23 protein-coding genes are annotated in these 23,670 nt (G+C 52.5%); 13 read left to right on the top strand and 10 right to left on the bottom strand.

The features are described from left to right. Window positions 1-8 precede the first annotated feature (8 nt). Window positions 9-542: a hypothetical protein gene (locus LA756_RS22740; RefSeq protein ID WP_224437019.1), complete on the bottom strand. Its 534-nt coding sequence runs from the start codon at window positions 540-542 to the stop codon at window positions 9-11. Window positions 543-831: 289 nt separating this feature from the next. Between LA756_RS22740 and rpmI the strand changes: the two genes are divergently transcribed. From rpmI to LA756_RS22715, 5 genes are all read left to right on the top strand, one after another. Further along, on the top strand, window positions 832-1,038 hold the full coding sequence (gene rpmI / locus LA756_RS22735; protein ID WP_105353331.1) for a 50S ribosomal protein L35: 207 nt from the start codon (window positions 832-834) through the stop codon (window positions 1,036-1,038). A 135-nt stretch (window positions 1,039-1,173) separates the two neighbouring features. Next, window positions 1,174-1,530 (top strand): 50S ribosomal protein L20, encoded by a 357-nt coding sequence (rplT, locus tag LA756_RS22730; protein WP_224437018.1) that lies wholly within the window; start codon window positions 1,174-1,176, stop codon window positions 1,528-1,530. Window positions 1,531-1,664: 134 nt separating this feature from the next. Further along, a complete protein-coding gene (pheS, locus tag LA756_RS22725) occupies window positions 1,665-2,696 on the top strand; it encodes a phenylalanine--tRNA ligase subunit alpha (RefSeq protein ID WP_224437017.1) in 1,032 nt (343 codons plus the stop codon). Window positions 2,697-2,771: 75 nt separating this feature from the next. After that, window positions 2,772-4,787 carry a phenylalanine--tRNA ligase subunit beta gene (gene pheT, locus LA756_RS22720; RefSeq protein WP_224437016.1) on the top strand — a complete coding sequence of 672 codons (2,016 nt, stop codon included), beginning with the start codon at window positions 2,772-2,774 and terminating at the stop codon, window positions 4,785-4,787. 59 nt (window positions 4,788-4,846) lie between these two features. After that, window positions 4,847-6,367 (top strand): carboxypeptidase M32, encoded by a 1,521-nt coding sequence (locus LA756_RS22715; RefSeq protein ID WP_224437015.1) that lies wholly within the window; start codon window positions 4,847-4,849, stop codon window positions 6,365-6,367. Window positions 6,368-6,379: 12 nt separating this feature from the next. Here LA756_RS22715 and LA756_RS22710 read toward each other — a convergent pair whose 3' ends face one another. Continuing rightward, window positions 6,380-6,646 (bottom strand): hypothetical protein, encoded by a 267-nt coding sequence (locus LA756_RS22710; RefSeq protein WP_224437014.1) that lies wholly within the window; start codon window positions 6,644-6,646, stop codon window positions 6,380-6,382. Between the two features lie 91 nt (window positions 6,647-6,737). Between LA756_RS22710 and bshB1 the strand changes: the two genes are divergently transcribed. From bshB1 to xerC, 4 genes are all read left to right on the top strand, one after another. After that, entirely contained in the window at window positions 6,738-7,430 is a 693-nt protein-coding gene (bshB1, locus tag LA756_RS22705) for a bacillithiol biosynthesis deacetylase BshB1 (protein ID WP_224437013.1), read from the top strand. 216 nt (window positions 7,431-7,646) lie between these two features. Then, a complete protein-coding gene (locus LA756_RS22700) occupies window positions 7,647-8,567 on the top strand; it encodes a hypothetical protein (protein ID WP_224437012.1) in 921 nt (306 codons plus the stop codon). A gap of 28 nt (window positions 8,568-8,595) precedes the next feature. Beyond that, window positions 8,596-8,922 carry a hypothetical protein gene (locus LA756_RS22695; RefSeq protein ID WP_224437011.1) on the top strand — a complete coding sequence of 109 codons (327 nt, stop codon included), beginning with the start codon at window positions 8,596-8,598 and terminating at the stop codon, window positions 8,920-8,922. Between the two features lie 89 nt (window positions 8,923-9,011). Beyond that, window positions 9,012-9,944 (top strand): tyrosine recombinase XerC, encoded by a 933-nt coding sequence (gene xerC / locus LA756_RS22690; RefSeq protein ID WP_224437010.1) that lies wholly within the window; start codon window positions 9,012-9,014, stop codon window positions 9,942-9,944. Between the two features lie 10 nt (window positions 9,945-9,954). Here the strand turns inward: xerC and LA756_RS22685 are convergent, their stop codons facing one another. Next, window positions 9,955-10,743: a DUF4261 domain-containing protein gene (locus LA756_RS22685; RefSeq protein WP_224437009.1), complete on the bottom strand. Its 789-nt coding sequence runs from the start codon at window positions 10,741-10,743 to the stop codon at window positions 9,955-9,957. A gap of 276 nt (window positions 10,744-11,019) precedes the next feature. Here LA756_RS22685 and LA756_RS22680 point away from each other — a divergent pair, with 276 nt between their 5' ends. The 4 genes from LA756_RS22680 (at window position 11,020) to LA756_RS22665 (ending at window position 14,931) form a co-directional block, all read left to right on the top strand. Then, complete coding sequence (locus LA756_RS22680; RefSeq protein ID WP_224437008.1) at window positions 11,020-12,003, top strand: NAD(P)/FAD-dependent oxidoreductase; 984 nt, start codon at window positions 11,020-11,022, stop codon at window positions 12,001-12,003. 134 nt (window positions 12,004-12,137) lie between these two features. Next, window positions 12,138-13,613, top strand: coding sequence for a potassium/proton antiporter (locus tag LA756_RS22675; protein ID WP_224437007.1), 1,476 nt, complete (start codon window positions 12,138-12,140; stop codon window positions 13,611-13,613). Between the two features lie 104 nt (window positions 13,614-13,717). Beyond that, entirely contained in the window at window positions 13,718-14,047 is a 330-nt protein-coding gene (locus LA756_RS22670; RefSeq protein ID WP_224437006.1) for a TfoX/Sxy family protein, read from the top strand. Next, window positions 14,044-14,931 carry an aldo/keto reductase gene (locus tag LA756_RS22665; RefSeq protein WP_224437005.1) on the top strand — a complete coding sequence of 296 codons (888 nt, stop codon included), beginning with the start codon at window positions 14,044-14,046 and terminating at the stop codon, window positions 14,929-14,931. Before LA756_RS22670 ends, LA756_RS22665 begins: the two co-directional genes overlap by 4 nt. Here the strand turns inward: LA756_RS22665 and LA756_RS22660 are convergent. The 7 genes from LA756_RS22660 to LA756_RS22630 form a co-directional block, all read right to left on the bottom strand. Beyond that, window positions 14,926-15,258 carry a cupin domain-containing protein gene (locus LA756_RS22660; protein WP_224437004.1) on the bottom strand — a complete coding sequence of 111 codons (333 nt, stop codon included), beginning with the start codon at window positions 15,256-15,258 and terminating at the stop codon, window positions 14,926-14,928. The genes LA756_RS22665 and LA756_RS22660 overlap by 6 nt on opposite strands. Continuing rightward, window positions 15,249-16,139, bottom strand: a complete 891-nt coding sequence (locus LA756_RS22655; protein WP_224437003.1) for a metallophosphoesterase — start codon at window positions 16,137-16,139, stop codon at window positions 15,249-15,251. The genes LA756_RS22660 and LA756_RS22655 overlap by 10 nt, the downstream gene beginning before the upstream one ends. Before the next feature lie 84 nt (window positions 16,140-16,223). Further along, window positions 16,224-17,075, bottom strand: coding sequence for a protein-glutamate O-methyltransferase CheR (locus LA756_RS22650; protein WP_224437002.1), 852 nt, complete (start codon window positions 17,073-17,075; stop codon window positions 16,224-16,226). After that, the gene (locus tag LA756_RS22645) at window positions 17,066-18,136 is read right to left on the bottom strand and encodes a chemotaxis response regulator protein-glutamate methylesterase (RefSeq protein WP_224437001.1); all 1,071 of its coding nucleotides are present in this window, start codon (window positions 18,134-18,136) and stop codon (window positions 17,066-17,068) included. The genes LA756_RS22650 and LA756_RS22645 overlap by 10 nt, the downstream gene beginning before the upstream one ends. A gap of 86 nt (window positions 18,137-18,222) precedes the next feature. Beyond that, the gene (locus LA756_RS22640) at window positions 18,223-20,400 is read right to left on the bottom strand and encodes a methyl-accepting chemotaxis protein (RefSeq protein WP_224437000.1); all 2,178 of its coding nucleotides are present in this window, start codon (window positions 20,398-20,400) and stop codon (window positions 18,223-18,225) included. A gap of 86 nt (window positions 20,401-20,486) precedes the next feature. Then, window positions 20,487-20,945 carry a chemotaxis protein CheW gene (locus tag LA756_RS22635; protein ID WP_224436999.1) on the bottom strand — a complete coding sequence of 153 codons (459 nt, stop codon included), beginning with the start codon at window positions 20,943-20,945 and terminating at the stop codon, window positions 20,487-20,489. Further along, a complete protein-coding gene (locus tag LA756_RS22630) occupies window positions 20,942-23,641 on the bottom strand; it encodes a chemotaxis protein CheW (RefSeq protein ID WP_224436998.1) in 2,700 nt (899 codons plus the stop codon). Before LA756_RS22630 ends, LA756_RS22635 begins: the two co-directional genes overlap by 4 nt. Between the last annotated feature and the right edge of the window lie 29 nt (window positions 23,642-23,670).

Raw genomic sequence — 23,670 nt, 5'->3', positions numbered from 1 at the left:
ACGTTTGTTCAAGTCTCTTTGTTTTCCGCGAGCGAGGCACTTCTCGTCTGAACTGTTCTTACCGACAGCCAAAGCAGCCCCAAGATGGCAAAACCGATGATCCCCGCCAAACGAAGCATGCCCTCTTTAAACACCACCAGTCCGTTGAAGGCGATAAAAAGAAAGAACCCCACGAGCCAGCGTTCCCACAGTGGATTTCGCGACGCATAGCTTCGCGGGAAAACCCACCACCAAAGCACATCAGCTACCCAAACCACCGCCATCAGGTGGTTTACGTAAACTCCACCGCCAAAACGGACGCCGAGCTTCTCGTACGTTTGCTGAGCCGTGTCGGCATAGGCGTCGGCGTTACTCCAGTTGTGGTAATAATGCATGCCAGCAGCGATGTGGGCCAGAAACAAGCCACACGCAATCGTCCATATCGCTCGCTGAACAGGGCATGAGATCGGCCACCATGGACGAACGATTCGCAGTACTAAGCTTGCCATCAAGACAAGCAAAGCGAGACGAATCGTCCAAGCAGTGATTAGAGGGCCATCCATCAAACAATTAGGCTGCCGAGCAAGGAATAAAGCAGGTAGGCGTCATCTATTTTAGATGCCAGCACTTAGTGATTCGACCTCCAAAACGGTGATTGAACTTGAAAACTATATCGGTAACACCAATTACTCCAATAGTTTGCGTCAATAGCCTTCCTGATTTGCGGCAATAACAAATTCCCGTTTCTCCCCCTACCGCTCTCGGGCCAATCGCCGTAAGATATTAGGTTTCCACGAATCAGAAGAATGTCCGTAAAGGACAAGACGTCCCACATATCCATTGGGGATTGGCATCATGCCTAAGATGAAAACCCACAAGGGTACCAAAAAGCGCTTCCGCATCACCGGGAAGGGCAAGATCAAGCACCGTCAGTGCGGAACGAGCCACTTGGCTAACCGTATGAGCCACAAGCGGAAGCGAAATCTCCGCGGCACAACCGTTTTGGCTGAAGCCGAATCGGTGGCTCTGCGTGAAGCTTTGGGCAAGTACAGCTACTAAGCGGTCGATTCAGGCGGCATTTTGAACTGATACACACCGGGTGATCAGCCTTCAATTGCCATTTTTCAGTACGCGGGCACCAAACATCTGCTTCGTTTGAAGTAGGGGCCCAGTGGACGAAAGTCAGATAATACGATGAGAACTACTTACGGAAAGGCCCGTCACAAGGCCAAGAAGCGTCTTTTTAAGAAGGCCCGGGGTAATCGCGGTGGACGTGGTAATCTGCTGCGTACCGTTAAGGAAACCCTGATCCGAGCTGGCGTCTATGCTTATCGCGACCGTAAAGTCCGTAAGCGTGAGTTCCGCAAGCTATGGATTATCCGTCTCAACGCCGCCGCTCGTGAACGCGGCCTGCGTTACAGCGAATTCATCTACGGCTTGAAGAAGGCCGGCATCACCCTTGATCGCAAGGTATTGTCCGAAATGGCAATTCACGATCCAGGTGCATTCGACGCCGTCGCCGAAGAAGTCAAGGCAGCCCTCGCCGCCTAACTCGATTCGCCGAGGCCCCCATCGAATACGAAAAGATACCGTGGATGGGCAGCGCCTAACTCAGATGCAATAATACAAGCCGCCGAGGATGACTCGGCGGCTTGTTTCATGAACGCACCAAATTTACAGGCATCATGTCACTCAACGATTTCATCAAACAGCTGGACGACATCGTCGAAGCCGCTTCCACTCGCTTCGAAGAAGCCATCAACCAGGTCGACAAGGAGATCTTGGAAGAGACTCGCGTCGAATACCTGGGTGCCAAAAGCGGCAAGCTTAAGGAAGCCCAAAAGGGGCTCGGCAAAGTCGCCAAGGAAGACAAGCCCGTCGCAGGGAAACGCTTCAACGAAGTGAAAACCCGCCTGGAGGAACTCTTCCAGTCAGCTGCCGACACCATCACCGGCGGTAGCGGCAAAAAGGGCAAAGCGGAAGCCATTGATGTCACATTGCCTGGCACTCGTCCACGATTGGGACACATTCATCCCATCACTCAGACGATTGACGAACTGAAAGACATCATGGGTCGCCTCGGCTTTTCTGCCGTCGAAGGCCCTGAAATCGAAGATGACTGGCACAACTTCGAAGCCCTGAATATCCCGCTCGAACACCCGGCTCGTGACCCGCTGGACAACTTCTATTTGAATGTCGCCGCCACGGGAACTGGAGGTGGCAACCAGTTGATGCGCAGTCAGACTTCGACCGTGCAAATCCGAGTGATGGAGAACAACAAGCCTCCGATCCGAATCGTCTCGCTCGGTCGCGTGTATCGTCCTGACGAAATCGACGCGACCCACTACGCAATGTTCCATCAGATCGAAGGGCTTCTGGTCGACACCAACGTAACGATGGCCGACTTGAAGTATGTCCTGCGGCTGTTCGCTTCCAGCTACCTGGGACAAGACGTCGAAATTCGCTTCCGCCCTTCCTTCTTCCCTTTCACGGAACCAAGTGTGGAAGTCGACATGCGCTGGCAAGACACGTGGCTTGAATTCGGTGGTGCCGGCATGGTCGATCCGAACGTCTTGAAAGCGGTCGGCTACGATCCGGACGAAGTGACCGGCTTCGCATTTGGCTTAGGTGTCGAGCGGCTTTGCATGCGACGCCACGGCATCAATGACATTCGCTATTTGTACGATAGCAATACGAAGTTTCTTGCCCAGTTCTAAATTGTGGCTGATTCGTTTTGCTTTAAATCGTTACGAAACCTCGAACCTGCGACCTCGTAAAGAAAATCTCGTACCATGCTCGTTTCCTGGGATTGGCTGAAGCAGTATCTCGACTTGAACATCAGCGAAGCGGAAGTCTGCGATCGCCTGACTTTAGCCGGACTGAACTTCGATGGTTCGTCCACCGTCGACAACGATCGTTGCTTGGATCTGGAAGTGACCAGTAACCGGCCTGATTGGCTGGGGCACATCGGAATTGCCCGAGAAGTGGGCGTCCTGTTCGACTTGGACTTGAAGGTACCATCGGCCGACATCTCCAGTGTTACCACCGGCGGCGCCTGCCCCAAGATCATTCAGATTGAAGACGAGAAGTTCTGCCCACGCTACATTGCCCGAAGTGTGACCGGTGTGACGATCGGCGACAGCCCAGCTTGGATGGTCAATCGCCTCCGCACCATTGGACTGTCTTCCATTAACAACGTCGTCGATGCAACCAACTACGTGCTGATGGAAATCGGCCAACCGTTGCACGCGTTCGACATGGCAAAAATCAGCGGCGACACCATTTCGGTTCGCAAAGCGACCGCCGAAGAAAAGTTCACTGCGATCGATCACCGCGAGTATCTTCTCAACTCGGAAGACTACGTGATTGCTGACTCGAGTGGACCAATCGCATTGGCCGGCGTCATGGGTGGCGAAGATACTGAAGTCAACGAAATGACGACTGATCTTCTGATTGAAGCCGCTCAGTTTGCCGCATTGCCGGTCCGGACCACTTCGCGACGCTTGAAGCTTAAGAGCGACTCGTCGTATCGATTTGAACGTGGCGTCGATCCCGAGATGATCGATTGGGCCAGTCGTCGCTGCTGCGAACTGATTGTCGACACCGCTGGCGGTGAAGTTTGCGAAGGTCGCGTTTACGCTGGCTCCGAGCCCTCCGGACGCGGAACGGTAACGCTCCGACTATCACAAATTCCTCGCATTCTGGGGATCGATGTTTCCGAAACGGAAGTACGTCGAATCCTGGAACGCCTCGGAAATGAAATCACCCAACAGTCCGACTCAGCCATTACCGTTATCCCTGCCAGTTGGCGGCAAGATCTTGATCGGGAAGTCGATCTGGTCGAGGAAGTTGCTCGAATTCATGGCTACGACAAAATCCCCGAACGTGCTGGCGTCTCGCTAAGCGCTTCGCAGCAAAGCGACTTGGACCGCGTCCGTAACAAAATTCGGATGGGTATGCTCGGAATGGGTTTCGACGAAACGCTAACGCGAAGCATCGTCAGCGATGTTTGGTCGAAAGCGTTCCAGGGTTGGTCGCTCTCGGAACCGTTGACAACCAGCATGCCGATGGTCAAAGGGGAGGACCGCTTACGGGTCAGCTTGATTCCAAGCCTACTCGGAGCACGCCGCAATAACGAGAAGTTCAGCTATACCGACATCGATCTTTACGAGATCGCCAAGGTCTACCTTCCCAAAGCGAAAGCGTTACCTGATGAACGATACATGGTCGGCATCACCAGTGGACGTGACTTCTTCGCATTGAAAGGAGCCGTCGAAAGCCTGGTCAACATGCTGAATCCCAGCGCGATGATCACCACTATCCCGTTCACCGATCCGATCTTCGAAGAAGGGCAGGGTTGTCATCTAACGATTGATGGTAAAACGCTAGGCTATCTTGGTGTCGTCAGTAGCAAAGCTCGCAAAGCGTTCGGTCTGCAGCAACCGGCGACGGTTGCGGAACTCGATCTTGGTGCATTGATGAAGCTGGCGGTGCTTGTGCCGCAACACCAAGACTTCAGCACGCATCCAGCAATGAATCGCGACTTGAATTTGATCGTCGACGAAAACGTCAGCTGGGCCAAGCTTCACGACATCAGCTACGCGGCTGGGGGCGAGTTGGTGGAAGTAGTGACATTCCAAGAGATTTTCCGCGACCCCAAGAAAGATGGTCCCGGCAAGAAGCGAGTCCTCTTCACCATTACGCTTCAAGCATACGATCGAACTCTGACAGGGGAAGAAGCCGATGCGACCATCGCTCAAATCCTCGCCGCATGCGATAAAGAAACCGGAGCCAAGCTTCTCGCCTAACCATTTCGCATAGCAAGTTAACCAACGAATCAATTCCTCGGCAAACTCAGGCAACGATCATGGCGGACCATCAACAACTTTTCGAGCAACTTTGTGATCACTATCGCGAAACCGCCAAGCTGGAGAACGTCAGCTCTTTGCTAGGCTGGGACGAGCGAGTCATGCTGCCGGAGAGTGGTGGGGAATACCGAGCCGACCAGATGACGCTATTGGCCGGCATGATCCATGATCGAAATACCGATCCGAAGGTAGGGGCCTGGCTGGAAGAGCTAAGCGATTCACCTCTGACCGAAGAGCTAAACAGCCCGAGCGAAGCAACCATTCGTCGCATTAAAAGCGACTACCTGAAACAGGTCAAACTGCCCAAACGCCTTGTCGAAGAGTTCAGCCATGCTCGTATCATCGGGCAGCAAACCTGGGTAAAAGCACGCGCCGAGAATAACTTCGGAACGTTCGAGCCGATCCTCGATAAGCTTGTCAGCCTTAGCCGGGAAACGGCAGAAGCGATCGGCTACGATGGAGAGCAATACGACGCACTGCTCGACTTCTACGAACCAGAAGCCAAGACCTCGCAAGTTCGCAGTGTCCTCGAGACACTCAAAGAACAGCTCGTTCCGCTTGTTGCGGAAATCAAAGATAGTGGCCGAACTCCTAATATGGAGATTCTGAAGCGACATTATCCGATCGCCCAGCAAGAGATTCTTGGCAAATCAGCCGCTTCGCAAATCGGTTTCGACTTCTCAGCAGGTCGTCTCGACGTGACCCATCACCCATTCTGCTCGACGATGGGTCCGCACGATATTCGTATCACTACGCGTTACGACGAGAACTTTTTTCCGTCGGCATTCTTTTCGACTCTGCATGAAGCTGGTCACGGCATCTACGAACAAGGCTTGCCATCCGATTGGTTTGGTCTTCCGCCTGGCAACGCCGCTTCACTGGGCATTCACGAATCGCAATCGCGCTTGTGGGAAAACATTGTCGGCCGTAGCTATGCGTTTTGGAGCCATTTCTACGGTGATGCCAAAAAGATGTTCCCCGACGCATTGTCTGACGTCCCGATTGGTGACTTCCACTTTGCGATCAATGAAGTGAGCCCCTCGCTGATTCGCGTAGAAGCAGACGAAGCGACGTACAATCTGCACATCATCATTCGCTTCGAATTAGAGCAGGCACTACTCTCTGGCGACCTGTCGGTGAAGGACTTGCCGGGTGCTTGGAACGAAAAGTACACCCAGCAGTTGGGAATCACACCACCGACCGACGCCGATGGATGCCTTCAGGACGTCCACTGGAGTGCTGGACTGATGGGGTATTTCCCCACTTATAGCCTGGGGAATATCTACTCGGCCCAGTTGATGGAACAAGCACGAGAAGACCTGGGCGATGTCGATGCCATGTTTGCGGCCGGCGAATTTATGCCACTGCTTGATTGGCTGCGAGAGAACGTGCACCAACTGGGTGAATGCTACCCTGGCGCACAGCTAGTCGAACGCGTTTGTGGCGATCCAATCGATTCGACACCTTTGATTCGCTACCTTCGAGCGAAACTTGGCCCGCTTTACGGCATCGAACATTAAGAGCAGACTCGTTTAGCGATATCCGAGGTTCCGTTCGATTTCACGAGAACGGTCCGAGAGTCCTGTGCCGGGATCTTGGGTTCGCCCATTTTTCTTGGCGAAGGAAGCACCGTCGGTGAAATCTTCGTCCTCGTCTTCCGTTCCCGCTCCGCTTGAATCGGTGAAGTTGTCGACCATGTGATCTTCCTGTTTCTCTTGTTTCCACCCCCAGCTCCAAGTGCGGCAACCAGGCGTGACAGCAAGCAAAGCAATCAGGAGGACAAGTATGCGTATGGTCATCGATGCGACTACAACGGGGCCAGAAAATGAAAACAGACTCGCGGTTCATACCTGATTCCTCGAAGCCATACCAGATCAAATGAAAACACCCATGCCACTTGATGTTTTGGTAATCGCTCCGCATCCCGATGACGCCGAACTAGGAATGGCAGGCGCCATTTTGAAATTCAAAGCGGAAGGCAAGAAGGTCGGTATCCTCGACTTAACCACCGGCGAACCGACCCCCTACGGTAGTCTCGAAAAACGCGCCGCAGAAACAGCAGCAGCTACCGAGATCTTAGGCGTCGACTGGCGAGACAATCTTGGCTTGCCGAATCGCAGCCTCGAACCAACGCTAGCAGCTCGTGAAAAATTGGCCTCGGCGATTCGTCTTTTGCGGCCGAATTGGCTGTTCGCTCCATACTGGGAAGATGCTCACCCTGATCACTTGGCTGCAACACAGTTGGTTGATGCGGCTCGTTTCTGGGCCAAGCTTAGTAAGACCGAGATGCCTGGCGAACCGTTTCATCCCCAGCGAATCTACAACTACTACTGCGTCCACTTAAAGATGACGCCGCAGCCGGCGTTCATCCTCGACATCAGCGAGTTCTGGGAAGAGAAGATCGAGTCGATCCGCTGCTATCACAGTCAATTTATCGAAGGTCGCCCCACCGAGTATCCCACTTTCCTCGATAAACTACATGACGAAGCCTCGTATTGGGGAAAAGCAATCGGCACGCGTTACGGCGAGCCATTCACATCTCGGGAACCGATTGGCATGAAGAGTATGAGCTCTTTGATTTAGGTATTTGCCAGACCACCTCACCGAATAGGCTTCTTTGCTGGCAATGCTAGCCGCGTTAAAGTTTGCCTAAATGGCGAAATCGATTCGATTCCTTTGAAGCAATCTTTACCGCGCCGCCGATGACAGATTCATCGGAAAAAGTGCGCCGTGATGGATCACGACAAGCGTGCTTTGCAACTCAGGGGGGCTACCTGAATTGCTACGATTGTCACCAACGTGCGTACCTGGTTCGCCATCGCCTGTTTGACACTTCTATGCAGCGGCTGCGCCGCCATCCCTGAGGTGCGCGACAAGCCGATCTATCACAATCCGTTTCCGCAGTTGGCACGCGTTGCGATTATTCCTTTCAATAATCAAAGCGATATTCCAACGCTGGACATGGATGACGTCACGCTCTCTTATTACGGCGAGTTACAGTCGATCCGTGGTTTTGAAGTCGTGCCGGTCGGCGTCGTTATCCGAGCGATGCAGGCCAGCGGCAACAACGGTACTGACATTCAGCAGCTGCGATCTCTCGGAAAAATGCTGGGCGTCGATGCGATTGTCGTGGGCTCGGTCACTGACTATTCGCCCTACTATCCTAAGCGCATGACGCTGGCAATTAACTGGTATTCGACCAACCCAGGCTTCCATCCGATTCCGCCTGGATATGGCTTACCGTGGGGCACGGCCGGCGAAGAGTTCATTCCTGAATCACACGTATGGGAAGCGGAATTTGCGTTGGCCCGCGAGCAACTTGCGACACAAACGCCACAAGCTCCGAATCTCGACGATCGCATCGAACATCCCGAAAAGAACGAACAAATTGCTGTGGAAGGCTTGCCACCCAATTGGCCTGACCCAAGCGGATTTATTCCCGATGCACCGAGGACACAACCGGCTCCGATGCTACCACAGGACGGTCCGATTATTTCACAGATAAGAACCTATAGCGAAAATGATTCCGACTTCACAGAACGCGCCGAGCAGTATTACTTTTTTCTCGACGATGCGCGTAATGGGGGTTGGCAGGGTTTTCTCGATCGTAGCAACGATTTCATTCGTTTCTGTTGCTACTCGCATATTACAGAAATGCTCTCTCTTCGTGGCGGTGCTGGTGAATCTCAACTGGCGATCCGATGGGGCGAAAGCCGATAACCTTCTTTACCACGGATGAGTTTTGGAAATGTCTGGGAGGCTGCCTCACGTGACGGAAGAGATCAACGTACTAGCACTGGTCAAAGGTGAAGAACGCTACGTATTTTTGTTCAGCGATCAGCGACGGGCCGAAGCCCTTCGTACGCTGGGCCGATATGCGAGCAATCCCGAGTTGAGCTTCACCTGGTACGACGCCGCGGTGCTGAGCCAAAAGATCCGTGCCCAGGCCGCCGATCAGAATGAAACCATCGCTAGCGATGCATCGGTCAAGCCACGATTCGAGTTCCCAGCCAATGGACCGATCGATATCGGCAGCCTCGATTCTGATCACCTCGACTTCGACGAGTTCAGCTAGAGCATCGTTGTCATTGGCTTCTCATCCGTCCCCTCACTAGTGAGGGGATGACGCATGATTCTGGGCGAATAGTTCGCGGAGCCAAAAGTATGATCGATCGCGCCGGCAATTCTCATGGTCTACGGACCGTTATCGATAGCTATCTACGCTATCTTCAAGTCGAGCGGAATGCTTCCGACTTGACGATCAAAAGTTACGGCGAAGATCTCGACGCTCTCGCGGAATACCTAGAAGAGAGCTTTGCCCTGGAACCAGGGCCGGAAGAAATTACCACGCTTGACCTTCGCGGGTATGTTTCTGCGGTCACCGAAGCTGGCTATTCAGGAAGCACCGTCGCACGTCGCTTGGCGTCGATGCGCAGCTTCTTCAAGTTTGCCCAACGCCAGCAACTGGTTGATAAGAATCCGGCCAAACCACTTCGCAATCCGCGAAAGAGTCGCAAGCTTCCGCACTTTCTGACAACCGATGAAATAGGAACGTTACTGAACGCTCCTCCACGCTCGACTTCGGCAGGGCTGCGCGATCATGCGATGCTCGAGACAACTTACAGTGCCGGTCTGCGTGTAAGTGAATTGGTCGGCATCAACGAACACGACTTGGACTTGCACGACGGAATTGTTCGCGTCCGCGGAAAGGGCCGCAAAGAACGCCTGGCCCCCCTCGGTTCGTTTGCGTTGGATGCAATCGAAAAGTGGATGGACGTACGGCAGCTGAGCGCGAAGAGTGAGAAGCTCACCGAACGACCGGTCTTTCTCAACAAGTTCGGCAATCGAATCACCACGCGAAGTGTTGGGCGAATGCTAGAAAAATACTTGAAAGAGTCCGGCCTCGATCTCCGCACGAGCCCACATACGCTGCGGCATAGTTTCGCGACACATTTGCTGGATGCCGGCGCAGACATTCGTAGCGTGCAGGAACTACTCGGGCACAAGAGTTTGGTCACAACCCAGATCTATACGCACCTCAGCACTGCCACTCTGAAGAGCGTGTACGAGCATGCACATCCACGTGCGAAAGCGTAAAGCAAGCGATTTAAGAGCGAAGTCCTGACCGAGAATGTCCGGGGCGGGGAGTGTAATTTAATCGCATGACGGGACACTCATGGCCAAAGGGGGATTCGTCAAAGCAGATTTGAATCCGCTCGTCGGCATCTTCACCAATCGTATGTCCATCTTCGATGACAGGACCGTTGGTAAGCAGATAGTCTGCTAGTCCGTAAAAACGTTCGCAAAGATCAGCTGGCTCGTCGGTCGCGTTTTCCGTTACGAAGTCCATGACATCCAGGCCTTGCAGACCTCGTGTGAACCCAACGGTTGTACCATCCTCGTTCTTTCCAAGATGGATCGAGACCCAAATACAGAGGGGTAGTTCTATCGGCAGTGCTTCCAGTGCGACTTCACGAAACATGGCCGGCGAGACGAGCAGACCTGCTTCCCCCCATAAGACGCCAGCAGGATTGCCACATGTCGCCAAAAGAGATGCCGTGACCATGGTCAAAAGTTGCGATTGTTCCAGTGGTGTCGCGTCTCCGATTACGGTAACGATGAGATGCGTGCGATGATCTTGCATCTCGTCCGTTGCGTCAGGCCAAATCCAAGTCTGCCGTTCCGGTGGAGCCCAACTGTCATCCGGTATCGGACCTGGCATCATTCCCATGGCGATGCTCATATGTCCCATATCGAAAGAAAGTGTGTTCTCTTCCTTTTTGACATCCCGTGGAGATGGCAATGTCGGCCAAGATGTTGCAAGATCGTTTCGAAAGGCTTTCCAAGAAACCTTGGAACCGCGATTCAAAGCGATCATTGAAAGCGAGACACCCACGACTACCTTCCTCTCGGATAAAACCGCGAATCGTGAACTCACTGAAAGGATCCCTCTGCCTGGATTCTAAACGGTTCAAAACATGAAACCAATGAAATTTTTCCGACACGCAAGTAAAAACGAATTGTCGGTAGATGCCGGAGACATTCTGCTTGACAATGGCATAAAACCACTTCTGATTCCATGGTTTACTCGCATTACTTTACGAACAGTTTGCGATTCATAATTTAGCAACTCACACACAATACCAATTGAAAATAAGAGCAATCACTGACCATGAAGACTTTGGCAATCATTGGGGCTGGCATTTCGGGTTTAATCAGTGCGGAGAAGCTGGCACCGCATTTCGATGTTCATATCTTTGATAAAGCCCGCGGAGTCTCTGGCCGCATGGCAACACGCCGTAGCGGCGAACCTGAGGTTTCTTTCGATCATGGTGCTCAATACTTCACCGTCCGGAGCAACGAGGTCAAAGATATGCTTGGATCTTGGATAACCGACGGTGTTGTCGCCCCCTGGGATGGCCGCGTTGCCGTTCTGAAACCAGCCCAAGCGATCGAGGAAGAGGCCACACCTCGGTTCGTTGCCGTCCCGGCGATGAATGTTCTGGGAAAACACTTGGCCAAAGATTTTTCAATTCAAACAAACACTCCGATTACGAAGGCGCAAAAAGCTGACGATGGTTGGCATTTAACGACAAACGATGGCGTTCTTTATGGGCCATTCGACATTCTGATTTGCTCTGCCCCTCCAGAACAGTCTTTGGCCATACTAGGTGAAGCCAATCCATTTGCCGAAGTCCTGGCCGCTCAATCGTTCGATCCATGCTGGGCAACGATGGTGCATTTCGAGCAATCAATTCCGACAACGTATGATGGAGCGTTCGTCCACGACAATCCATTGCGATGGATCTGCCGAAATAACAGCAAACCGGGCCGCCAGGCAGAAGCGGAATGTTGGGTTTTGCACGCGACGCCAGAATGGTCCAAGGAACATCTGGAGCTTCCCCGTGAGATCACTCCCAAGCTTTTAGAGGCAATGTCAATCGCCATCGGTCAACCGCTTAGTAACGTGATTCATGCTACCAGTCATCGATGGCGTTACAGTGCTCCTGCTACTCCTTTGGAACAAGGGCATCTGTGGAGTGATGACGCACTTCTCGGAATCTGCGGCGATTGGTGCTCAGGCGCGAGAGTCGAAGGTGCTATCCAAAGCGGCCTGGGTTTATCTGCCGAGATCATCCAGAACATAGCAAAATAACGCCTGATTTCTCTTGATTCGAGGAACAACAATCCAAACAGAAAAAACGCGATACCACGCGTGATGCCCTATTCCCACCTTAGGCATAGTCGTTAAGTTGAAACCATTCCCAAGGTTTCACGTGAAGGGGTTTCATGTTCTGGATTGACGACGCGATGCTCATTGCGGGCTCGCTACTGCTGCTGGGCGTCGTTACGAGCAAGATTTCGGCTCGGTATGGCGTCCCTATGCTCGTGCTCTTCCTAGGCCTCGGCATGCTAGCAGGCTCGGAAGGCCTCGGGGGAATTGAATTCGATGACTATAAGATTGCGCACGCCGTAGGTACGTTGGCTTTAGCCATCATTCTTTTTGACGGTGGGTTAGGAACGACGTACACCTCGATCTCGATGGCCTGGAAGCCTTCGCTGGTGCTCGCCACCGTTGGTGTGCTTATCACGTCCTTGGTTACCGGGCTGGCGGCAAGCTGGATATTAGGTATACCACTGGTAAATGGTCTATTGCTGGGAAGCATCGTCGGCTCGACCGATGCGGCGGCGGTGTTCTCCGTGTTGCGAACTGGCGGTTTTGCGTTGCCAGAAAAACTGGGCTCGACGCTGGAAATCGAAAGTGGTTCCAACGACCCGATGGCGATCTTTCTAACCATCGGTTGTATCGAATTCATGACCCAGGATGTCGGCTGGGGCGGAGGTTTAGTTCTCCTTTTCCTTAAACAGATGTTCCTAGGAGGGCTGATCGGAGTTCTTTTTGGCCACGCGATTGTATGGATCACAAACCGGCTGAACCTCGACACCGCAGGCCTATATCCACTTCTAGCAACCGGCATGAGCCTGATGACGTTTGGCTTGGCCTCGTACTTTGGTGGAAGTGGTTTCCTCGCGGTTTACCTCGCGGGGATTATCATTGGCAACAACCGTGTTGTGTTTAAACGAGGAACGTTACTCTTTCACAATGCCTTGGCATGGCTGGCTCAGATTGCCATGTTTATTGTCCTGGGACTTCTATGTTTTCCAAGCAGCTTGTTGGCGGTTAGCTGGCAGGCGTTAGGCATCGCGATCGTACTGATGTTCGTCGCGCGACCGCTGGCCGTTGCCGTTTGTCTGTGGCCGTTTGGATTCCAAAAGAAAGAAATGACGTTGGCAACGTGGGGTGGCTTGAAAGGGGCCGTCCCGATTACCTTGGCGACATTCCCGGTACTATTCGACATCGTTAATGCCGAGTTGATATTCGATGTCGTCTTCTTCGTCGTGGTACTCTCGGCCCTCATCCAAGGTTGGTCATTGCCGTGGGTGGCCAAAAAGCTTGGCCTAAACCAACCGCTGCCCAGCAGTCCCCCAGTCCAACTGGAAATTCATTCTTTGCGGCATGTCGAAGGAGACGTTGTCGACTATACCGTTGCTGGCAACTCGCCAGCCGCAGGCAAGAAGGTCAGCGAGCTTTCGCTACCGGAAGGGGTCACGATTGCGTTGATTGCGAGAAACGATGCCTTTATTCCTCCACGAGGCTCCACCATCATCAATCCAGGGGACCACGTCATTGCGGTCATGAAGAGCGGGGCAGGGGAGGGGCTCGACACGCTGTTTGCCTACGACACAATTGCTGAAACATCTTAAGTAGATTTTCAGGAGACAAGCAGAGTCGACATTCGTTAAGCTATCGAATTGTTCGGTTACTGTTCCTCAGCGAGACATCACCGCTAATGGCATACAACGAAGAAATGTCATCTCGCCTGTATCGTTTGCTCCGACCCTACGATGGGCTAACAGGAAAGCCAATGTTTGGTGGTTTTGCGTATCTCTTGCACGGTAATTTATGTTGCGGCGTACGCGACGACCACTTGATTCTACGGGTCGGTCCAGATGCCTATCCCCAGTTACTGAAGTCGCCTGGCATACGCGAGTTTGCTCCAACAGGGCGCGTCATGCGCGGATGGATTGTCGTCGATCCCGAAGGCTTCCAACAGGAAGACGATCTTCATCGCCTGGTAGATCAAGCCATTGAATTCACAAACTCGTTACCCCCCAAAGATTCTTCAGAGCAGGAATGATTAAACGCACTCTCGGCAACACAGGACTCGAAGTCACGCAACTCGGATACGGCACCATGGGCCTTCGCGGTCCCAACACATGGGGCGTCCGAGTCATCGAGGACGATGCCGCCGACCACTTTCTCAATCGTGTCGTCGATGCCGGAATTAATTTTCTCGACACGGCTCCTGATTATGGGCAAGCCGAAGAACGTATCGGGCGAGCTCTGAGCCATAGACGCGAAGAGTTTTACCTGGCTACGAAGTGTGGATGCGCGTATGTGCAACACCCCGATCACATCGAAATCAAGCACGAATGGCAAACGGACGTCATCAAACGCAACTTAGAAACAAGCCTGAAACGACTTAGAACCGACCATATCGACTTGATGCAGTTCCATGGAGGTGACGCGGAAACCCTTCAAAAAGCAGGCTTGATTGATCAGCTGATTTCCTTCCGCGAGCAAGGCCTCGTTAAACATCTTGGCATTTCAACGAAGATGCCAGACTTGCCTGGCCTGATCGAATTAGGCGTATTCGAGACCTTTCAGATTCCCTACTCCTGTCTCGCTCCAGAGCATCACGACATGATTTCGACTGCCGCGGAATCAGGTGCCGGCATAATCATTCGTGGAGGGATTGCTCATGGCGGTCCCGATGCTGAAATCCAACGTCCTAACTTGAACGACGTTTGGACTGCTGCTTCGCTCGATAGCCTCCTGACCGATGGCATGACACGCGCCGAATTGATACTTCGCTACACGCTTTCCCATCCTCACTGCGACACAACGATCGTCGGTACTTGTAACGAAGCGCATTTGGCAGAGAACATATCAGCCGCCGAAAAAGGAGCGTTGCCTGATGGTCTGATCGAAGAAATTCGTCGCCGCGTCAATGCGTTATGAATCGAAGTGGATCGCCAACCAAACGGTTTGTCTGTTGTCATCCGTCGACTCAACCCGGTGCTTTTGGCGGGCCGCAATGTTGATATAGTCTCCAGGCTTCAAGGAAACTGACTCAACACGTTCATCAACTTGTATCTGCAACACGGCACTTCCTTGCAAGAGCAGAACAAATTCGTTCTGCGGTTGGTCGTACCAGAAGTCTTTGGGAGATGCGTGCCCATCGGAAAGAATTCGTTCGATCCGAATCCCCTTTCCGTCTGCTAAAGTTTCAAATACTTCTTCCGGCAAGTCCGTTGGTATCTCCGCAAATAAATTTCCTAGGTCCACTGATAGCTCTCTTGTTGCCGGAACCCACTTAGTCGACACGTTCCATCGGCAGCTACGTCGAGAATCGAAAAGCCATTGTTTTCAACTCCTGACCGCTCGATCATCGCCCGCAATGTGCAGTAGTGGATATCGTTTACGGATCGATAATCGTTAGCGTGACTGTGCCCCTGGAACACCACGGCAACATTGCCAGCCTGCTCGAGAATCTGGCGAACCTCCGCTGAATTATTGACCGCATGGTTTCCTTCTGTATCGAGCCTTTGGTGGGCGAACACAATCGTCTTCCGATTGTTTTTTTGCAGGTCGTCCGCTAGCCAATCGAGCTCGGCTTGAGGAACGTTGGCGTCGGTCCACACCGAATTCTTCCGACCATACGCTTTACCATCGGAACGGAAACAAGCGTCGAGCACCACAAAATGACACGGTCCCCGATCAAACGAGTAGTAAGACTTCTCTTGCTCTACCCCGCCTAGGAACTCCTCTTTTGTCAAAGTATCGACGCAATGGTTTCCCAGAACATAATGCCGTTCCGAGCAAATCTCGGCAAACGGTTTGGCGATGGTTTTGAGGTATCGTTTTTCGGTCTCAACAGAATCTGCGGCGTCGATAAAGTCGCCTAACTCCACAAGGAAATCAAGCTTTTTATCAGCAAGCGTATGGGCCGCGTCGGCAAGCTTTGTGAGTGTTTCTTGATAATAGCGAGATCCAACCGGCAGCTTGTCGGCATAGTGCATATCAGTCATCAAACCAATACGCAGCACGGAAGGCTTTTCCTCGGCCGTTACCGCTCCGGCGGTGAGTCCTGCCATGAAAAGAGCCCCTCCCTGCATAAAGACACGACGACCGAGGCCACTACTCGGATCACTTGCTGACGACGACATTCTGATTCCCTCGGAAAAACCTAAACCGTTCTTTCTGAAAGGTAATCGAGAGGAGCTAACGTGTGCAAGTGCTTATCGATATACCTAAACGTAAACAGGTATGTTCTTCAAATTAGGACGATAGAACGTTCCACGGCAGTGATTCTGTGGTGCGAAATTTGGGCCGATGTCTGCCAGAAATTCCTGCGCACCGACGAAAAGGTATCCATTGGGGCTCATCGTCGCAGCGAGTCGTCGAAACAGATCTTGGCGAACTTCTCTCGTAAAGTAGATCGCCACGTTTCGACAGAAAACCATATCGAATCGCCCGTTCATCCCCAGAGGCTCCAACAGATTTTGCCTCTGAAAGGTAACCAACGAACGAATTTCATCTCGGATGCGATAGCCGTTTTCTTCAGGGATGAAGAAGCGACGTAGCCGCTCCGGCGAAACACCTCGTTCGACTTCGTGGGTGGCGTACCAACCTCGGCTCGACTTCGCAATGACCGCATCCGAGATGTCGGAACCGACAATTTGCACATCCCAGCGATGAATATCCGGGATCAATTCGGCCAGCGTCATTGCAAGGCTGTATGGTTCTTGCCCAGTACTACAAGCGGCGGACCACAATCGGAGGCGAGTTGGAAACGCCGTCTTCTCTTTGCTGTCGATTAGTTCCGGAATTGCCTTATTCCGAAGTGCCTCGAACATATAGTTATCGCGAAAGAAAAGCGTTTCATTCGTCGTGATGGCATCCACCACTTGATGCCGCAAACGAATATCAACTCCGAGCCGAACCTTGCGAACCAGTTCGGAGTAACTCGCGCAGCCATGCTTTTCCACGATCTGCCCGAGGCGGCTCTCGATCAAATAAGCTTTCGTTTCATCGAGACAAATGCCACACAAGTCGTTCACCAGGCTGCAAACGGCATCGATATCTCCGGAACTTAACGGCATAAACGAACTCCTTGAATCCCGGCACTTTCGATGACTTCATGCAAACGATCGAGAGGCACAACTCGATCTGCCAAACCAGCTGCGATCACTTGTCGCGGCATTCCAAACACGACGCAGCTTGCCTCCTCTTGGGCAACCACCATGCATCCATGGCGTTTGAGAAGACGACATCCCATCGTGCCGTCATCTCCCATTCCAGTCATTACCATGGCCATCGCATCGCGGCCATACTCATGAGCCATCGATCGAAACAGGTAATCTACCGAAGGCTTGCAGCTTCTTTCCGCGGGATCGTCTGTAATCTGAATGAGTTTGCGTCGATCCTGCGTAACCACTTTCATTTGCTTTCCGCCTGGGGCGAGATAAGCATGGCCCGGCAAGACTGGTTGACCATCTTCCGCTTCATGCACAGCGATTTTAGACGATCTATCTAAGTCGGCCGCCAGCGAACGTGTAAACACGGCTGGCATATGCTGGACAATTAAAAGAGGAACACGGAGCGTTGCCGGAAGCTTGGGAAGCACTTTGGAAAGTGCCGCGGGGCCTCCGGTAGAAACACCAATGCCAATGACTTTCGCCGAGGTGGGATCGAATGGCCGGTTAACCAGCGATGAATTCGCTGTCGTCACCGCTTCTTCATTTTCGATCGATGGTATCTTTCCGAGTCGCTCTTGAAGGACTTTGACCTTGGGCAACAGATCATTTTGAAGTTGAGCACAGCTATCTTCTAGACGTGACTGGTTTGGCTTTAAGACAAAGTCGAACGCACCAAGTCGAAGTGCCTGAGTCGTTGCGAGTGCGCCATGATCCGTCATCGCGCTAAGCATGATGACTTCCGGCTTCCAAGTCTGTTTATGCAGTTCGCGTAAGACCTCGATTCCGTTCATGACCGGCATTTCAACGTCAAGCGTTACGAGGTCTGGGCGAAAATGATTGATCTTATCGAGGGCACTTTTTCCATCCGAAGCGACGGCCACAACTTCAACGCCTGGGCATTGAGCAAGCGTGTCTCGAACAACCTTCCGAAACAACGTCGAGTCATCGACAATTATCACACGCATAGTTCGTATTTCCTTATTGCCCAAAAAAGTGAGTAGCGAGCCCCAAATGCTGGAGCTCGCTCTCCCTTCATATTCCTAATCTACGCTTAAGCACCGATGGCCGGATGGCTTGCCGCGTCGTTCGTTTTCGGATGTTCTTCTCCGATGTTGAACCGCGAGACCACCTTTTTCAGGCTGTCTGCGAGACGGGCCAGCTCTTCGCCTGACTGCTGCGACATCTCGGCTCCCTGGACCGTTTCGCTGAGGACACGATCGACTTCGCAGATATTTTGCGTGATCTCGCTACTTGCGGTTGCCGACTCATCAACGCCTCGCGAAACGACTTCCGCAGCTGAAGCCGTTTCCGCAATATCTTGCGAGATCTGCTTGGTCGTGATGCTCTGTTCTTCGACAGCGGAAGCGATTGTGCGTGCCAATTCATTCACACTGTTGACCACTTCGCTGATCTCTGAAATCGAGCTCACAGCGTCCTGCGTCGAACTTTGAATGTGCTCGATACGTTTACGAATGTCATCCGTTGCCGACGACGTTTGCTTGGCTAGTTCTTTGACCTCAGTGGCCACCACGGCAAATCCCTTGCCTGCTTCCCCAGCTCTGGCCGCTTCGATTGTCGCGTTCAATGCCAGCAGATTGGTTTGTTCGGCGATATCTTCAATCACCTCAATGACCCGACCAATCTCATCCGCCGCGGTTCCTAGATGACTGATTTTATTGTTGCTGTCATCAGCAATCCGGGTGGCTTTATCGGCAACACCAGCACTTGTTTCGGCGTGCTTCGCAATTTCGGAAATGGTGGTCGTCATCTCATCGATCGCCGCAACCACCGAATTAATCCCGGTCGACATTTGGGTTGACGAACTCGCCATGTTCTTCATGTTGATGGCCATCTCTTCCGCAGCGGAAGAGACACTTGCCGATCGCTGCTTGGAAGACTCGGCTCCGGAAGACAATTGCGTGGCGGTCGTCACCAACCGCACCGAGCCGTCCGATAGCACAAGAGAATTCGAGGCAATCTCGGCCACCATCGCTTGAATTTGGCGAATGAACGTATTGAACCAATGTGCCAGTTCGCCAATTTCGTCCTGACGCGATTCATCGAGCCGCTTCGTTAGATCGCCATCTCCTTCAGCAACATCTTGCAGCATATTAATCGTCTGCCGGATGGGCTTGGTGAACGATCGAGCGATCAAAAACGCCATGATGCCGATAACGATCGAAGCAATCGCCGTCGTCATCGCCCACGCGTAAAGAGGTCCATATGCCTGGGCGAATGCCTGAGAAGAATCAACGCGAACGAGCACGTTCCAGTTCATTCCCGCAAAGCCCAACGCCCCTTTGAACGGTGCGAAACCAGCAACCTGATTGATACCCTTCCGAGCATGAAACGAATTTGTCAGCGAGCCACGTTCGCCCGAAACAACGATCTCAGCGGCGGGAACTCCATTTTGAACCAGATTGAACTTGCCGATCACCGCTTCATCATGAACGATCTCATCGGTGCCGCGTAGTGTTGGATCGTAGTCAACAATCACGAATCCTTTGTCGTCCAACAGCGTGATCTCTGCGGATCCAAGACCTCGGCTTTTCAAGTCTTGATACGTATCCTGAATGATTTCTTCGACCAGGCTAAACTTGGCCACGTTCTTCCAAATGGCAATCATATTGCCATCTTTGTCGTAGACCGGAGCGGAGAACCCTAGCGAATAGCCTTCGTTGTTGTAGAGCTGCTTGACTTTCTCGTCGATGTAAAAATGCTCGACGACAGTTCCGCTGCACGACTCCCCTTCGGCCTCGTAGAAACGCTTAGCAACGGCATCTTGGAACCAAGGCTTGCCGGAAAAGTTCTGCTTGTAAAGGTCTTCCGTATTGATCGCTTGAGCATCTTGATCGCGGCTGTTTACAGCGATCAGTTTTCCATCCAGATCGACTAGCATGGTCAGATAGTAAATGTCGTAGGTATCGACATACTTATCCATGGCACTGACGATCGGATTCGATTCACCTGGCTGGTACCACGAATCTCGGTCTTCGATAACCGTGTTGAGCCCGAAAGCTTGGACGTCTCCGTACCGCTCGAAAAGGTTGCGATCAATCTTATCGGCCACACTCTCCGCAGTCGTTTGATAATCGCGAGCGATGGTATCGAGCGTTTGGTTGGTCGAACTCCAAATCACAACACCAACGGCTAGCAGGGGTACGATACCGAATACCAGGCACGCTACGACAAGCTTGCCGGTCATTTTCAATTGCCAAGGACTTTTCACGGGGCTTTCCTCTTATTAAACCGAAATGCACGAAGGAATGTTTGCAGTCAAAATGATGGGGCAGCGACAAACGACTGAGGCAATCCTTAGTCGTATGCCAACACTTCCTGGACATCCAGGATCACAACAATTTCAGATTCGTTGCGGTACACGCCTTTAAAAAAGCGACCGTCAGCTCCCGAAATATTGGCAGGGGCAGGACCAATCTCATCGCTTCGGATCGTGATGATGTCCGCAATACGATCAACCCATAAGCCAATTGATTCGTCGCCTGAACGAACGATCAAATTGCGGCTCGATTGCGTTACTTCGGCAAGGCTGAACCCAAGCACGCCACGCAGGTCAATCACCGTCGCCACATCGCCACGCAGATTGATCACCCCGCGCACATATTCAGGGGCATGCGGAACCTCGGTTAAGTCAAGATTCCGGTTGATTTCCTGGACGTAGTCAATCGGCAAAGCCAAAAGCAAGTCGCTGACGTAGAACGTCGCAAACTGCAGTTCAACGGCCGTTTGCTTAGTTAGTGTGGCAGTGGAACTCATGACAAACATCCTTCCAATAACGCATCGTTGGTAGTTGTATTTTTGCGATTTGATTTCTGCGGGCTCAGCAGTCGCCAGATGGCGGCCATGACCCGCTCTCGATCCATTTTGATTTGGTAATCATCGACCCCAGCTTCGGCCCCTCGACGTTGATCATCGTCACTGGCCAAAGAAGTTAGCGCGATCACTGGAAGATGTCCCAAGCGAGCATCGGTTTTGATCTTTCGAGTCAATTCAAAACCATTCATGCAAGGCATCTCGATATCCGTGACGACTAAGTCGATGGCATGTTCGCCAGAAATGAGTTGTTCCCAGGCCGAGACACCATCCTCAGCTTCCACGATGTGGAAGCCTTCACTCTGGAGGTATTCTTTGGCCTGCTTGCGAAAGAACGAAGAATCTTCTGCCAATAAAATGTTGTATGGCTGCTCTTCGCTGACGTTGCCCTTAGGTTTGTCCGAGAACCATTGCGGATGCGCGGCAAAACCAAGTTCATAGAGATCGATCATGCGAACCGTTTTTTCGTCCACAACAATCGAACCAGCAACGCCTGGTTCTCGGAACGTGTCGCCGTCGATCTCAGCAGTCACTTCACGAATGTCGTTCAACTCGGCAGCAATCAAACCAACTTCACGGCCATGAATCTGGAATACCACGACGTGCACGTTCTCGAGTTCCGGACGTGGCTGAGCCTGAATGAAGCGTTCGATGGCCAAGAGCGGTAGGGAAGCACCGCGATACTGAAGTAACTCCTGCCCACCGACCGTATCGATTTGCTGAGTACGGATTCGTTCAATCCGAGAGATCAGGCTCATTGGAATAGCAAACTGCTCGTTCGGAGCGTTGGTGAACAACAGCAAAGACTGCCGTTCGTTTGCCATGCCTGACTCGTCTAGCGTGGACGCGTCTTTGTCTTCCTGCTCGTGCGTTCGCAGATCGGTTTTCGCAGCGATCCCTGACACATCGAGGATCGGTGCGACATGGCCGTCACCCAGGATGGTCGCACCGGCCAAGCACATGCAGGACTTCAAGTGCCGCCCCAGTGGCTTCACGACAATTTCTTCGCAGTCGTCGATTTCGTCGACAATCAGCCCATATCGGAACTGCCCACTTTCGACGACGACAATCTGGCGAGCCAAATTGGACTTGCCACCGTCTTGATCGGCATGGCCGAAGCTTAACGCGTGATCGAGTTCAACGAGCGGTAGCAGCGTGCCTCGAAGTCGCAGGACATTAGCCCCTTTCACTTTGCTAATTCGCTGCGAGGCTTCACTTGCTCGCACGCGAACTAGTTCGACGATATTGACCTGAGGAATCGCGAAGCGGCGTCCCCCACTACGTATCAGCATCGATGGGATAATTGCCAGTGTCAGCGGCAGAGTGATCTGAACCGTTGTGCCGACGCCGAGCTTCGATTCAATATCAACCGATCCACCGATCTTTTCGATATTGGTTCGCACGACGTCCATTCCCACACCACGACCACTGACATCACTGATTTTCTCAGCCGTCGAGAAGCCGGGATGAAAGATGAGCCAAACCGCATCGCGATCCGACATTTGCGAGGCTCGTTCGGTCGGGATGATTCCCTTCGCGACTGCTTTTTGCTTAAGACGTTCGGTATCGATTCCGCCGCCATCGTCACAAATATCGATCCGCACTTTGCCTGCTTGGTGATAGGCTCGCAAAGTAATCGAGCCGGTCGGTTCTTTTCCGTTGGCAATTCGAGTCTCTGGTAGTTCAACCCCATGGTCGACCGAATTCCGAACCATATGTGTTAGTGGGTCACCAATCGCTTCAATGATCGTTTTGTCGACTTCGACTTCGCCACCTTCCATGACGACACCGATTTGCTTGCCGAGCTTGGCCGAGAGATCCCGAACAACGCGTGGAAACTTGCTGAAGACGTTTCCGATCGGCTGCATGCGAGTCTGCATAATCGATTCTTGCAGCTCGCTTGTAACTTGATCGAGTCGAGCCGCGACCGCTTGCAGGCTGTTTCCGTCGGCCGAATTCACCGATTGCAGAAGTTGATTACGCCCAAGGACCAGCTCTCCAGCCAGGTTCATCAGACGATCAAGCACACCTACTTGAACGCGAATGCTTGATTCTACTTGCGGCGATGCCGTTGACCGTGGTGCCGGAGTGGTCTCGGCAGGCTCGCTGGCTTTGGGAACAGTCACTTCAGGTGTTTGCGGCTGTTCGATGTTTGTGCTTTCGGTCGCGTCTTCGCTTTGATCTTGGCTATCGTGCGGCATCGGGGAAGCGACGTCAGGCACTTCGTTGTTTGCTTCACCCTCACTCGTAGCAGAGTCTTCAAAGATTTGATTCAAACGAGAAATGTGATCGGACACATCGACATCGTTTGAATTTTCGATATCGTTGATCAACCCAGAAAGTGCGTCGGCCGCTTTTAGCATCACGTCGACGATTGATGATGTCGGAACGAGTTCTTTGTTCCGCATCTTGCCCAAGACATTTTCAAGGGCGTGAGCCAGTTCGTTGATGCGGACCAACCCCATGAAGCCTGCGGCCCCTTTGATGGAGTGAATCGCGCGGAAGACCTTGTTCACGAGGTCCACGTCGATATCTGCACCATTGGCTTCAATTTCGAGGAGTTGCCCTTCCACATCAGCGAGATGCTCGCGGGACTCCGTAACAAATTCAGCTAGTAGGGCGGGATCGTCGAACGGCATCTTTGTCTCTCTCCAACGTACAGCAAATG

This window comes from Bremerella sp. TYQ1 (assembly GCF_020150455.1).
GTDB lineage: Bacteria > Planctomycetota > Planctomycetia > Pirellulales > Pirellulaceae > Bremerella > Bremerella volcania_A.
The sequence above is the reverse complement of the archived record's forward strand: the minus strand, read 5'-3'. Positions and strand labels throughout refer to the sequence as shown.

Excerpts from the sequence above, each read along its gene's own strand:
- LA756_RS22655 (WP_224437003.1), bottom strand. The coding sequence starts at position 16,139 with ATGTCGTCGTCAGCAAGTGATCCGAGTAGTGGCCTCGGTCGTCGTGTC.
- LA756_RS22680 (WP_224437008.1), top strand. The coding sequence starts at position 11,020 with ATGAAGACTTTGGCAATCATTGGGGCTGGCATTTCGGGTTTAATCAGT.
- LA756_RS22675 (WP_224437007.1), top strand. The coding sequence starts at position 12,138 with ATGTTCTGGATTGACGACGCGATGCTCATTGCGGGCTCGCTACTGCTG.
- LA756_RS22710 (WP_224437014.1), bottom strand. The coding sequence starts at position 6,646 with ATGACCATACGCATACTTGTCCTCCTGATTGCTTTGCTTGCTGTCACG.
- pheT (WP_224437016.1), top strand. The coding sequence starts at position 2,772 with ATGCTCGTTTCCTGGGATTGGCTGAAGCAGTATCTCGACTTGAACATC.
- xerC (WP_224437010.1), top strand. The coding sequence starts at position 9,012 with ATGATCGATCGCGCCGGCAATTCTCATGGTCTACGGACCGTTATCGAT.
- rplT (WP_224437018.1), top strand. The coding sequence starts at position 1,174 with ATGAGAACTACTTACGGAAAGGCCCGTCACAAGGCCAAGAAGCGTCTT.
- bshB1 (WP_224437013.1), top strand. The coding sequence starts at position 6,738 with ATGCCACTTGATGTTTTGGTAATCGCTCCGCATCCCGATGACGCCGAA.
- LA756_RS22715 (WP_224437015.1), top strand. The coding sequence starts at position 4,847 with ATGGCGGACCATCAACAACTTTTCGAGCAACTTTGTGATCACTATCGC.
- LA756_RS22645 (WP_224437001.1), bottom strand. The coding sequence starts at position 18,136 with ATGCGTGTGATAATTGTCGATGACTCGACGTTGTTTCGGAAGGTTGTT.
- LA756_RS22650 (WP_224437002.1), bottom strand. The coding sequence starts at position 17,075 with ATGCCGTTAAGTTCCGGAGATATCGATGCCGTTTGCAGCCTGGTGAAC.
- pheS (WP_224437017.1), top strand. The coding sequence starts at position 1,665 with ATGTCACTCAACGATTTCATCAAACAGCTGGACGACATCGTCGAAGCC.
- LA756_RS22635 (WP_224436999.1), bottom strand. The coding sequence starts at position 20,945 with ATGAGTTCCACTGCCACACTAACTAAGCAAACGGCCGTTGAACTGCAG.
- LA756_RS22670 (WP_224437006.1), top strand. The coding sequence starts at position 13,718 with ATGTCATCTCGCCTGTATCGTTTGCTCCGACCCTACGATGGGCTAACA.
- LA756_RS22665 (WP_224437005.1), top strand. The coding sequence starts at position 14,044 with ATGATTAAACGCACTCTCGGCAACACAGGACTCGAAGTCACGCAACTC.
- LA756_RS22630 (WP_224436998.1), bottom strand. The coding sequence starts at position 23,641 with ATGCCGTTCGACGATCCCGCCCTACTAGCTGAATTTGTTACGGAGTCC.
- LA756_RS22695 (WP_224437011.1), top strand. The coding sequence starts at position 8,596 with ATGTCTGGGAGGCTGCCTCACGTGACGGAAGAGATCAACGTACTAGCA.
- LA756_RS22740 (WP_224437019.1), bottom strand. The coding sequence starts at position 542 with ATGGATGGCCCTCTAATCACTGCTTGGACGATTCGTCTCGCTTTGCTT.